This is a genomic window from Natrinema sp. SYSU A 869, assembly GCF_019879105.1.
Lineage (GTDB): Archaea > Halobacteriota > Halobacteria > Halobacteriales > Natrialbaceae > Natrinema.
Genome location: NZ_CP082248.1, coordinates 546,242 through 558,380, shown reverse-complemented (window position 1 = coordinate 558,380; position 12,139 = coordinate 546,242). Strand labels below are relative to the sequence as shown.

At 55.3% G+C, this 12,139-nt stretch carries 7 protein-coding genes and 4 pseudogenes; 8 read left to right on the top strand and 3 right to left on the bottom strand.

Features of this window, described 5'->3' with window-relative positions; all coding sequences use genetic code 11:
* Positions 1 to 2,892: 2,892 nt before the first annotated feature.
* Positions 2,893 to 3,558 (bottom strand): IS6 family transposase, encoded by a 666-nt coding sequence (locus K6I40_RS06575; RefSeq protein WP_255681485.1) that lies wholly within the window; start codon positions 3,556 to 3,558, stop codon positions 2,893 to 2,895.
* Positions 3,559 to 3,720: 162 nt separating this feature from the next.
* Here K6I40_RS06575 and K6I40_RS06570 point away from each other — a divergent pair, with 162 nt between their 5' ends.
* On the top strand, positions 3,721 to 3,885 hold the full coding sequence (locus tag K6I40_RS06570) for a hypothetical protein (protein ID WP_222913826.1): 165 nt from the start codon (positions 3,721 to 3,723) through the stop codon (positions 3,883 to 3,885).
* 386 nt (positions 3,886 to 4,271) lie between these two features.
* On the opposite strand, the pseudogene K6I40_RS06565 reads toward K6I40_RS06570, so the two are convergent.
* Positions 4,272 to 4,513: pseudogene (locus tag K6I40_RS06565) on the bottom strand (IS5/IS1182 family transposase); the annotation flags it as partial.
* Positions 4,514 to 4,581: 68 nt separating this feature from the next.
* Between K6I40_RS06565 and K6I40_RS06560 the strand changes: the two are divergent.
* Positions 4,582 to 4,866: pseudogene (locus K6I40_RS06560) on the top strand (transposase); the annotation flags it as partial.
* A 257-nt stretch (positions 4,867 to 5,123) separates the two neighbouring features.
* Positions 5,124 to 6,365, top strand: coding sequence for an NADH dehydrogenase subunit (locus tag K6I40_RS06555; protein ID WP_222913824.1), 1,242 nt, complete (start codon positions 5,124 to 5,126; stop codon positions 6,363 to 6,365).
* A gap of 127 nt (positions 6,366 to 6,492) precedes the next feature.
* Here K6I40_RS06555 and K6I40_RS06550 read toward each other — a convergent pair whose 3' ends face one another.
* Positions 6,493 to 6,657: a hypothetical protein gene (locus K6I40_RS06550; protein WP_222913822.1), complete on the bottom strand. Its 165-nt coding sequence runs from the start codon at positions 6,655 to 6,657 to the stop codon at positions 6,493 to 6,495.
* Positions 6,658 to 6,821: 164 nt separating this feature from the next.
* Between K6I40_RS06550 and K6I40_RS06545 the strand changes: the two are divergent.
* The 5 genes and pseudogenes from K6I40_RS06545 to K6I40_RS06525 all read left to right on the top strand — a co-directional run.
* Positions 6,822 to 6,971, top strand: a pseudogene (locus tag K6I40_RS06545) (IS110 family transposase); the annotation flags it as partial.
* 197 nt (positions 6,972 to 7,168) lie between these two features.
* Positions 7,169 to 7,584 (top strand): annotated as a pseudogene (locus tag K6I40_RS06540) (transposase); the annotation flags it as partial.
* Positions 7,585 to 7,766: 182 nt separating this feature from the next.
* Entirely contained in the window at positions 7,767 to 8,717 is a 951-nt protein-coding gene (locus tag K6I40_RS06535) for a TAXI family TRAP transporter solute-binding subunit (protein WP_222913820.1), read from the top strand.
* Between the two features lie 174 nt (positions 8,718 to 8,891).
* Positions 8,892 to 9,389 carry a DUF1850 domain-containing protein gene (locus tag K6I40_RS06530; RefSeq protein WP_222913818.1) on the top strand — a complete coding sequence of 166 codons (498 nt, stop codon included), beginning with the start codon at positions 8,892 to 8,894 and terminating at the stop codon, positions 9,387 to 9,389.
* The gene (locus tag K6I40_RS06525; RefSeq protein ID WP_222913816.1) at positions 9,386 to 12,133 is read left to right on the top strand and encodes a TRAP transporter fused permease subunit; all 2,748 of its coding nucleotides are present in this window, start codon (positions 9,386 to 9,388) and stop codon (positions 12,131 to 12,133) included. Before K6I40_RS06530 ends, K6I40_RS06525 begins: the two co-directional genes overlap by 4 nt.
* The last annotated feature ends 6 nt before the right edge of the window (positions 12,134 to 12,139 follow it).

The window sequence follows — 12,139 nt, the reverse complement described above, 5'->3', positions numbered from 1 at the left end:
ACACCTACTGCCGGGAATGTGTCACACCACTTCGGTGAGCAAAGTTTTATGTTCTACGGTAGCATACAGCACAATAGCGGGCGAAGTCACGAGGACTCACCGGACGATTCGATTCGAATGTCCGTACGGGGCAGGAAGAATCGAGTTAGAGGTACAACCAAAGACCCCGTAACAGGGGAACAAGGTGAACGCCTCCAAGGAGACCAACGCGGCCCATAACTCATCCACCATGGTGGATGAATGAGAAGGCTCAGTAACGGATCTCGCGTAAGTGAGGTTCGTGAACTGCAGATATCCAGGGCCGAAGGGCTGTAGAAATGTGCTCCCGTTCGGATCCAAATTGTGGCCTTCGCCCGTGTGTTTCCTCGCCGTCTACGTCCACCAGTATTACACCATGCTGATGGGTGATACAGACCAGCAAGTACCATGGCAGATCGACGCTGCGGTGGTCAATGGATTTCCTCTGGAGCGTCGTATTCGTACAAGACGTTAGAGCACTATTTTTCCTACAGACTAGGCCGTGTTAGGATTGCCTAATATACCTATATCCAGGTAATAGGAAGAGTTAAACACAATCGGTAGTCATTCACATGCAACGGTGGCAATCACCGCAGAAACAGATGGAATCTGACGATACGTCTTCGAGGAGGAAGCACACGGAACAGTCTACTTACGAGCAATCCGCGGTCCAGCAGCAAGGAGATGTGTCGCAGCGCGCAAAACTGCCTGCGATTCCTGACCGCTATGCTGCACTCAATCTCGCGCAGGACCAGACGTTCATCTACGACCAAAGAGACCCAGATGCATGGATTCAATCAGACACGACACAATCGCTTGAGCAGACAGCATAAGCGAGACTACGCCACACTATAGGGCCTATTCGGGCGGTGAGATTGTAATGTCCTAGAGTCCTCGTCGTGGACTGGAAATAGAGAGCGCCGCGATCCTTTTCGCGTCTGCAGCCGTAGAACCTGGTATATGTGGTCGTACCCCGCTGTTCATTATCCAAAAAGATCTCGAAGACCAGTTTGATGCCCGAATCGTAGCGGACAGCGGATGCCAGCTTCAATATTGCACCCGGAGACCCGCTGGAGGTCATCACGAACGAAGCTCCCGACGAGATCGACCGGTACACGTGGGACTGGTCCCGGCGAGGGTTTCATCAACGCCTGGTCCGAACCCGCCCACGAGAAGCCATCGTTTCGGGATGCGTGGATGAAGCGCCCGTGTCTTCCGGCTTCTACAAGTGGCAGCGACAGAACGGCGGCCCAAAGCATCCATACCGCATCTACCGGGAAGCTGTCACCCATTTTCTATGCCCGATCTCTGGGAAGAGTAGCACGGCGGCAACGGCAAACGCCTGCGAACCGTGACCGTGCTCACCACCGACCCGAACGGCGTCGTGGACCGAATCCACAACCGGATCCGGTCGTCCTCCCCCAGAAAGACGAAATCACGTGGCTCGCAGCCGACGGGACGAACGCCGGGAACTGTGCCACCCGTATCCAAGCGGTGTTCTTGTGGCCTACCTAATCTCAGCAGCTATCAACAATCCATCAAACGAGGACGCGTATGTCATTGAACCGGTTAATACGGAGCAGTCAGAGCTCAGAGGATTCGCGTGAGACCCTGGGTAAACTGAGAGTTGGATAGTCGTGAAAATACTGATGGGGTTTCGCCGAATTACGGGTGATGGTAGACCGCTACGGAATTATCAGTCGGTGGGGACGGATACATTCGTTCTCATCCCGGCTTCTCGCCACCAAACGAGAACATGGTCGGATCGATTCAACGGAGATCCCCATTCTCAGACCATCTCTAATTCCAGGGAATGAGGTCTTGTAACGTATTCTATCCATCCCCGGTCAATAAGTAGCGTTATCTTGCTGATGACCCCTGAACCAGAATCTCAGCCGTGAACCGCGAGACGGTACAAGAGGGTGCCAGGTTTCCGTCTTGATTTCTGCGGGTGTGTGCCCAGTTAGTGTCTGTCTATGGGCCAGTCTACTGCGGATTCCCTGCTGTGCTGGTTCTGGCCGATATTTTGCTTGCGTTACGACACCCAGGAATCACTGGTCACGCTGCCCATGCGCATTCACCTGTTCTTCTACGAGTGGGACACGGTGTAGAATGAGGAAAACGACCGTATTTGCTACCAGGCTGGGTGCAGTCCACAGGTTAGCATGGAGCAATCGTTAGGTTGTGTTGAAGGAATTCGTTGGTCTACGCTTGCCAGCACTCCGTACAGAGATATTCCGTCTTCGGTGGGTTCAATCCATCAATGAAATCCCGCCGCATGATCTTTTTTCGGAAGATTACCACACTGGGACGGGGCGTGGTTTGAGACGAAAACCGGCTATTTCAGGGATGAGAACCCTTCCTCTGCATCGGCAGAGCCGCAGATTCATCGGACATGGCTTCATGCAATGCCTGCCGGCAGCCCGAGGACAGCGGCTGAAGTGAGCAGGGAAGTCCTTGTACAGTTGATCGAGGAGTGCGACGGCTTCTTTTGCGAGATTAGATGTTCTGACTCGGTTACACCAGGATACTGGGAGAACCCGTGCCACTGAACATTCTCCACGGATCAAGTGATTTTGATACGGGCGAGCAGATGGAATCCGGAACAGAAGAATTACGGCCATACTGTTGTCAGTAGCGGCAAAATTCCTGCGACTGTGAGTGTCTGTCAGCCCGCCGTGTTTTCTTGTTGAACTCTACGAGCACTTGACGCAGGTCCGTGACACGGTCTCTGATGTCCCATAATCGCTTCAGTTCGTCACCGTCTCCCGCCCTACACCTCTCGCTTGACGAGGACAGAGCTGTCGTCCTTATCCACAGGATAAAGATCATGGCTCTTGTCTGTACTTCTACGGTTGCCGATGTCAGGCACTGTTAACTTAGGCCGGCAGCTTCGACCGGCGGTTGGTTGTCAAGCGCTTGGTGACTCCGGAGATGATTGTAGTAATAGACGTAGGCAGTCAGCCAGCGCTCGGCGCTTGGCTGACTGCCGTTCCAATTTTCGTAAAATCGTCCGATCCGCATCGTGAACGTCTGAAACAGCTTTTCGACGATATTGCGGTCGGTGTAGTCGAGGTGTCCACTGAGATCGGTCTTTGCAAGAGCGGTGAGATAGCCCATGCCGTCGACGAGAAACTCCGCCTCTTCGACGCGGTGTTTCTCTTGTAATTCGTGGAGAAACGACGTCGCTGGGTCGGTTCCACGGGTTTCAGAAAGTCGTGCGTGCAGCACGACTTTCGAATCGATAACGATCGCCGCATACAGCCAGACGTCGCGCTCTTCGGCCAGCTGAACCTGCTTTTCGTCGACCGCAACGCGGTCAGGTTCGGCGGTGAACGTTTGCTCGTGAGAGTCAGCGAACGATTGCCACCAGTTGCGGATCGCGGGGCGGCTGCGGTCGACACCAAACCAGCTGATCACATCGCGAATTTCGGCGAATGAGGCGTCTGAGGCATGCAACGCGCACGCCAGCTGGATCAGGTCGGCTGGCGTGCGCTCCCCATCCAAAAACGGTACAATACTGGCGTCCGCATCAGCCAACCGGAGTTCCTCTATCATGTCCCTATCATGTGCGGAGGAACTCCATCTACTTCAGCTGGCTAAGAGCGTGTCATAGAAGAGTTCACATGGTCTGTGGAATCTATTTTAACGGATTGAAATCGCCGTGCACTTAGTGCACGCTGTTCTTAGCACGTTTTAGATATGACAAAGATGAAATTCGGCGTTGCTGTTGACGAAGAGACCGTGGAAAAAGTGGATGAACTGGTCGCTGAGTGTGACGATTTCGGAGCGGCTGGCTCCGAGATCGTCGAAGCCATCCTCACAGCATTCGTTCAATCTGAGACGAACCACGCTGAAAGGGTATGAGAGATCATTATTCGGAAACGAAAGGGTACTCTCTGACTAGCTCTAAGATTCGTGCACTTGGTGTACGCATATCTAAGCAAATAATCTGTTATAACAATACCTATCCTGACTATAGTGTGCTAATCCTTCTATGACACCCTCTCCGTAGAGGAGTTGTAACAGAAACTGATCGTCTGATCGCCCAACGACCGAATTCTAGTCTCGCTCAGTTCACCACAGAATCGCAAGATAGCTCTACATCAACAATGTGCTACACAAGAGCGTATAGAGAAACACGGCATCTTCGTCGTGTTTCTCGTCGATTCAGCTCCGTGGCTCAAAGCTGCACTCTATCATCTCAGGCTCCGATTTCGATACGAAAACATGAAAAATTCAACGTCCCGCTTGCTGAACGACGTGTAATCTGGTGATTTCTCGATTCCAAATACACCGAGGATCCCAGGCATCTCATTAAGGTAGTCTTCGAGCTTCCGGAGCGGTTTGTCGATCTCCTCTTTGAGCAGCAGGAGTGCGATCTTCGTGGACGTATTGTACCCGTCGTCGCCGTTGGCGACGGCGGGTACGTCTGGCTCCTCTATGTGGTGGCGAACTCTCGAAACGTCTGTGCGAGGTTCCTGAGACGGCCTATATCGCCAGATGGCATCCAAATCCCCTGAAATCAACGATAAAATCCGCAGAGGGAAAGCCCGTTCAACAGAACAAAGTGTGGTCTTGTGTACAGATCAGTACGACATGTACAATGAAATCGAGGGGTATAACGCGATTGATAGCTACTTAGCCATCACTCACTCCGAGCATTACGCTGTCGGTGATGCTCATATCAATAGCTGTGAAAACAGACACAGCTTCCTCCGCAACTGGTTGCGACGGTTTCGAGGCGTCTCTAAACATCATCTCCAAGGCTATCTCAACTTCCTCAGTCTCATCCTCAACACCGATGGCTGGTTTGAGCAGATCATAGGAACTGACTTCTACATATGAGCCCACTCGGATAGATCCATTCTCTTGTTTTGAATAATAATTTCATATCGTAACAACTGTTATTGCTCTTATCCAGTGTAGTGGAAGGGACCGTGAGTAGTAGTGCATTCAGTCGCATAGTAGCGGCTGGTTCTGAGTGGATGCTTCGGCACGTGCTGGCGGGCGACGCGAACCCCCTGTCTACCTTTGAATCTATTCCAGAATTGTTATGCACACCGCAAATGTTATAGTTATTCGTTAACAATACACATGATGCGATGAGCATCAGCCTCTCGCAGCTCGATCAGGTTGAGGTGCCGGAGATCGCGACGACGATTCGTAATGCCGGAGTATCAGGAGCGGGCGGGGCAGGATTCCCGACGTACGCTAAGTGGGAGCGGCTCGACGAGGTGGATCACCTGCTCGTCAATCATCAGGAAAGCGAACCCAACTACTACATCGACAAGTGGTTGGGCCAAGAACGTGCGGACCGGTTCGCCGAACTCTTTGATGCATTGCTCGACTCTGCGTTCGAGACAGTTGTCGTGACACCCAAACACAAGGACCGGGTGTGGAACCGGGAACTTGAGACGGCCACCGACGCCACGGTCTACATGCCCGAAGACCTGCCGATCGATGCAGACGAGGAGTCAGGTGTCGTGTTCGCGTATACCGAGGATCGGTACGAGTACGGGATGGAGAGCGTTGTGTTGCGTATAGTCGCTAGCGTTACCATGGGCGGGGACGAGCTGCCGATGGACTACGGGTGGATCGTACAGAACACTGAGACGTTATGGGATATTTACCGGACGTTCGTCGATGGAGAACCGGTGACCCGGAAGTACATTCACGTTGACGGAAATGTTCCAGAGCATCGGTTCCTCGAGGTCCCAATCGGAACGCCTGCCTCGCGCCTCCTCGAGGCGGCGGGCGCCTCTGTCGACGACCTCTCTAAGGATGAGATGCTCTTGGATGGTGGACCGGGCTGGTGTTTTCCGATTGAAGCGCCGCCCGCTGACTTTGGTGTCACCAAGCGCACGAACTGCCTCACGGTTCTGGACGCAGATGCCGTCACAAAGAATACACTAGGTGACGGTCGCGTCAACGTAATCAACTCCTACGATTGGGAGGGCAATCACGAGACGGAGCCGACGCGCGTTGATCCCGACTTCGTCCGGATTTCGATGATCACCAATCCATTGTTCGAGGGCGTGGTCGAGCGAAGTCAGCCGATCGTTGGTCCCGGCGACTACGTAGAGGAAGGGGAGATGATTGCCACGCCAGCTCCCAACGGCATTAGCAATACCCATCACGCCTCGATTGACGGCGAAGTGATTGAGGTAGGCGAAACGCATATCGAAATTCTGAACGAGTCGATCGGAGTGGCGGCCAAGTCGTCAGCTGAGGGCGAAGAGCGCGGGATCTACTGGACGTGGTGTATCGAGTGTGGAAGCTACAGAACCATGCCCGAACCCGAACACGTTGAGGGAACTGAGTACGTCTGTTCCGACTGCCGCTGACTGCGTCGCGAGCTGTCGGGCTTCGCGGCGATTTTTCATCCGGGTGATCAACCGTTTCTGAAAGCGTATACCGCTTGTTACGCTGGGTAGCGACGGTCGGTAACCGACTACAGCCGACGGTTCAGTGTCAGACGTTGATAGCGACTGTGGAATCAGATCTGATCCATGCCTGCGTGTTCTTCCGGTCGCAGATCACCGTCCTATCGCCGTCCTCATAAGATGTAACTTGTTCGATATTGATGTGATCCGGATCGAGGGTCTCGATCCGCTTGATAAGTGTATTCTCAGTCATTTGTGATAGGCAGTCTATACAGCGGTAAAAGGTCTATGCTAAAATAATATTATTATATAAATATGTTTAAAGGTGCCACGATAGATACTGGCGTGATATTTCCTAGCATGCTAGCAAACAGACCAGTTCCCGACGCTTTTCGCAGTACTTCTCCAGTTGCTAACGACGAGTATCTGACGCGCTTCTACGAGCGGCTAGCAAACCGAAAGAACTCACAGAAAGCGATCGTGGCAACAGCTCGGAAGATGTTGGTGTTGATTTACCATATGCTTGACCGAGGAGAAGTATATGATCCACCTGGTGTGAGTGCGTAGTCGAGAGATCTGAGGGCCGCCGAGCGGGCGGCCCTCAGTGGTCGGCCGAGACCCTCCAAGAGCGACAGCTCTGTCAAACAGCCACCGCACAGCTACAAGATACCGACCGACTTCCGGCTGTGGAAGCAGCAGACACCGGGACGGCACAACTATTTTATTGACAACGGTGGTTTGTTCGGGTAGCAGCGTTTCCATAGGTGCACGAGCCGTCTGGTCACGCAGCAATAGATTCGACGTTTTTCGACCGCGAAAACGCGAGCAAACACTACTGTCGCCGGAGAATTACCGCGTTCAGACACTCAAAACAACCGCTCTCGTCGATACAGAGTCACAAGCTGTTCTCAACGTTCACTGTACGACCGAGAAACGTCACGACACCCAGCTCGGCTGGCAGCAATTACGTGAGAAACTGCGAGAAGAAGGTGTAAGACCGCTAATCAAGCATCGTGAATTCTGTCCCATCGATCCGCGCGTTATGCGCGTGATCGATGGGACTCTCTACGGCCAGAGAGCACTGTTTGAGACCGTCTTCTCGGTGATCAAGCGCACGCTCGGCGACGCCGTGCGTGCGCGAAGCTGGTACCGAGAGTTCCGTGAAATCGTTCTGATGTGTGCCAGCGCCGACGACGCGGCTTGCTCGACAACACCTAAGAGTATCGAGATTGCCAGCACTCCCTACTTCGATATGCTTCTTGTCTGGCTCCTCGAGGAAGGAGAATTTATGTTCTGTTCCTTATAATAGTGATTCTATTAATAGTCGGAAATATAACCCTGCATGACCTAGTATGGATTGGGATGTCACACCACGGAAGTCGACGACGATTTCTCGAAGTGACTGGTGCCGCCAGTGTGGCCGCGATCGCCGGCTGTATTGGCGGTAATGGCGACGGTGGGGATCGTCTCAGCTGGCATGCCGGTGGCACCGGCGGGACATACTATCCGCTCTCGAACGAGTTCAAAACAATTGTTGAGGACAACACCGACTTCTCGCTGAACGTCCAGTCGACGGGCGCAAGCGTCGAGAACGTCGGCAGTCTCGCGGACGGCTCGGCCGATTTCGCGCTTATCCAGAACGATATCGCGTCCTTTGCGAAGAACGGAACCGGAATCGACGCCTTCCAAGACAACCCGATCGACACCCTGCAAGGCGTTGCGACGCTATATCCGGAGACGATCACGCTCGTTACGCTTGCCGGGAACGATATCTCGTCGCTTGAGGATCTCAGCGGTGTGACGATCAACACGGGGGATCTTGGATCGGGCACGCAGGTCAATGCTCTCCAGATCCTCGAGTCAGTCGGAATCTCGGACTTCGAGGAGCAAAACGCCAGCTTCTCGCAGGCGTCCGAACAGCTCGCTAACGGTGATATCGATGCGGCGTTCGTCGTCGGCGGCTGGCCGGTCGGCGCGATCGAGGACCTCGCGAACACGAACGACATCGTGATCGTTCCGATCGAGGGCGAGAACCGCGAGACGGTGAAAGAGGATGCTTCCTGGTTCTCTGATGACACCATCCCAGGTGGCACCTATAGTGGCGTCGACGAGGATATCGAGACCGTTGCAGTCCAGGCGATGATCGCCACACACGCCGATGTGTCGGCCAATACCGTCGAGATGGTTACCGCAGCTATCTTCGACAACCTCGGTGACATCTCGATCAAGACCGACTTCATTTCAGTTGACAGCGCACAGAACGGGATGTCCATCGAACTCCATGAGGGTGCGGCAACGTACTTCGACGCTTGATCCGGTGCCGTATCGTTGGAACCGGTGCGGTGTACGTTGACTCGTGGTCGGTCGCCCATACGTCGGTCCACCGAATCGATTCAAGAACACGAATGACATCGGTCTCCTGCGGGATCGTGGTCGTCTCTATCAGCGTTTCAAATACCAGGGTATGCCACTGAACCTCCTGTGAGAATGAGTCGCGTCTTCCGTCCGAACGTCTTCGCCGCGCTCCTGGTAGCAGCAGTACTGGTCCTTATCGCTGTTGCCGCAACGGTTCCGATTGAAACAGTGCTCGTCGTCGAGGACGTCGAGACCGGCGAATGGTACCTTACCGAGCCAGTTTCCGACGAGAGTACTGTGAGCCTTGAGTACACGCATAGCGTCGAGAAATCTCGGATATATGATGAGTACCATGTGGATGATCAAACGCTGGTGAACACCCGGATGGAGTTCAATTCCTACGGCTGGGGGCTGCCCGCCCGGGTAGACGTCACGACCGTCGATGGGATGTTCGTGTACGAGCCATCCGAGCCGATCGCGGAACTGCAAAGTCTTTCGGTCTCACCCGGACGGACCGCCGGTCATACGCTGATCGTCGACGATCAACGGTACGACCTGGTCGCTGCAACGAACGCCAGCGACGTTCGCATTCACGTCGAACAACGATCGCTAGTCGAAAAAATCCTATGAACACGAACGATCCATCGGACAGTGGTTCTGACGGGCCCAACGACGATCAGGATAGAACGACCGACGAACTGACTGAGGAGGTCTCCCACGAAGAGGCCGAGGAGTTGATCGATGAAATCGAACGCCGGCGGTCGCTGCAGGGGGTTGCCGCGGTGGCCGTCGCGGCAATCGGTATCCTATTTTCAGTTTTTCAACTGTTCTTGGCCGCACGCGGCTTCTCGTTCACGATTTGGTTGCCGATCGTCGACAACTGGGGGGTCTCGCTACAGCTCCTGCAGGCGAACGCGGTACACGTCTCGTTTGCGCTCGTACTCACGTTCCTGCTGTTCCCGGCGAGTATGGGTGATGGGATCGTCACGCGAAACCTAGGCCGGATCGTCCCCGCCGCGTCCCGCAGACTCGGTGATCAAAACCTCGTCACGCGCCTGCTTGCGCGCGCTCGAGCCACGTTTCGGTGGGCGTTCCTTGACCCCAACCGGGAGCGGGTAACACCATTCGACCTCCTGTGTATGGTCGCCTCGATACTATCGGCGATCTACTTCCTGACAGAGTTCTCCGAAATTCAGAACATGCGGGTATTCGGGCTCACGTTTGGGCGGCCGGTCACCGAGGTGTACCCGTTCCTCCAACCCGTCCTTGGTGGCGTTCCATTCGTTAGCGAGTACTCTTACGCGATGGCACTTGGCGGGATCGGCGTCCTTTTGGTGCTCGAGGCCACCCGCCGGACGCTCGGCCTCCCGCTCATGATCATCGTCGCAACGTTCATCGTCTATGCGCGCTGGGGCTACCTCATCAGCGGCGAGACGCCCTTCATCGGCCTGCTCGCGGTCAACGAGTTGACCTGGCCGAGCATCGTTCAGAACCTCTGGTACAACACCGAAAATGGGGTCTTCGGCATTCCGGTGACGGTGTCGGTAAGCTTTATTTACATCTTCATCCTCTTCGGTGCCTTCTTGGAGATGAGTGGCGCTGGCCAGTGGTTCATCGACCTTGCGTATGCGGCCACTGGAGATCGCAAGGGCGGCCCAGCGAAGGCGAGCATCCTCGCAAGCGGCTTCATGGGGACGATCTCAGGATCATCGATTGCCAACACGGTCACCACCGGCGCGTTTACGATCCCACTGATGAAGCGTTCGGGGTACTCACCGGAGTTCTCTGGCGCGGTCGAGTCCTCGGCATCCTCTGGCGGACAGATTCTTCCGCCAGTGATGGGTGCCGCCGCGTTCCTTATGGTCCAGTACACGGCGACGCCGTTCGCGGATATCATTATCCTTGCGACGATTCCGGCGATCGTCTTCTTCTTTGGCGTCTGGGTAATGGTCCATCTCAAGGCGGTCGAAGAGGGGATCGGCGGCGTCGCGGACATCGACACTGTTTCGCTCGGGACACACTTCAAACACGGGTGGTTCTACCTCGTCCCGATCGGATTACTATTGTACTACCTTATCATCGAGCGGCTGTCCGTCTCGCGGTCAGCATGGTTCACTCTCGTTGCGCTCGTCGCGCTGATCTCGCTCGTCTCGGCATACAGTGAGGAAACGCGCGGGCGGCTCCTCGGGATTTTCGTGGCCATCGTTGGCGTTGAACTGGCAAGCTACGTCTTCGCTGGTATCCCGGTTACCGCACTCGTCACTGGAGCCGGTGGGGCTGGAGTACCCATCGGGGAGGCGATTGACCGTGTCATCTCCCGGATCGGCTGGTACGCGATGCTGGCCGGTGTGCTGACGTTGGTGTCTCGTCCGGACATCGATGCGCCACTTCTCGACCTCAACCTGACGGTCCAGACGGCCGCCGACTCGATCGGCGATCGAACCAGCCGTAATCTCGGTGATTGCCAACTGTTCCGCCTCGGTACGTTCGTCGTCAAGTCGATGGACGAAGGTGCGCGGACGGCCGTTCCAGTCGTGATTGCCGTCGCAGCTGCTGGTATCATTCCGGGAGTCATCAGCGTCTCTGGGCTTGGCCCGAACCTCACATCGCTGCTGCTCGCACTGTCGGGTGGGTCGATCGTGATTATGTTGCTCGTGACGGCCGTAGCCAGCATCATCCTCGGAATGGGGATGCCGACGACGGTCACCTACATCATCCTCATCTCGATGCTCGCTACGCCGCTCGTCGAGTTCGGTATCCCGCTTCTCGCCGCGCACCTGTTTATCCTCTACTTCGGCGTTATCGCTGACATCACGCCCCCGGTTGCTGTCGCCGCCTATGCCGCGAGTGGAGTGGCCAAGTCGGATCCGTTCGAGACGGGCGTAAAAGCGTTCTCGCTGTCGCTGAACAAGGCGATCGTCCCCTTCGCGTTCGTCCTTGCGCCCGGCATCGTGCTGCTTCGTGAGAAGGCCAACGCCGACGAGTTGCCGATCCGCGAGCAGTATCGTGTCGTCGGCTTCAGCGACCTCGCAGAGTTGTCGTACTCTGTTCCGGAGATCGTGGTTCCCGTAATTGGCGTCTTCCTCGGGGTGATCGCCCTAGGTGCGACCGTTATCGGGACGCTGTATACAAGCGTCAATCGCGCCGAGCGGACCGGCTTCGCGCTCAGTTCGCTGCTGCTTATGGCACCGCAGCTGCTTTCAGCATCAGTGTTCGATCTCCTCGGATTCGCCGGCGTGACCGTCTCGGTCGACGCGCTCCTGATCGATCTCACGCTTCGTGGCATCGGATTCGTACTGTTCGTCGTCCTCGTGGCAAAAAACCACCGAGAAGCGACGAACGTGCACGAGACGAGACAGGCTACCGTGGGATGAATCGGA

Coding starts and splice junctions, on each gene's coding strand:
- K6I40_RS06525 (WP_222913816.1), top strand. CDS start 9,386: ATGAACACGAACGATCCATCGGACAGTGGTTCTGACGGGCCCAACGAC.
- K6I40_RS06530 (WP_222913818.1), top strand. CDS start 8,892: ATGAGTCGCGTCTTCCGTCCGAACGTCTTCGCCGCGCTCCTGGTAGCA.
- K6I40_RS06555 (WP_222913824.1), top strand. CDS start 5,124: ATGAGCATCAGCCTCTCGCAGCTCGATCAGGTTGAGGTGCCGGAGATC.
- K6I40_RS06550 (WP_222913822.1), bottom strand. CDS start 6,657: ATGACTGAGAATACACTTATCAAGCGGATCGAGACCCTCGATCCGGAT.
- K6I40_RS06535 (WP_222913820.1), top strand. CDS start 7,767: ATGTCACACCACGGAAGTCGACGACGATTTCTCGAAGTGACTGGTGCC.
- K6I40_RS06570 (WP_222913826.1), top strand. CDS start 3,721: ATGACAAAGATGAAATTCGGCGTTGCTGTTGACGAAGAGACCGTGGAA.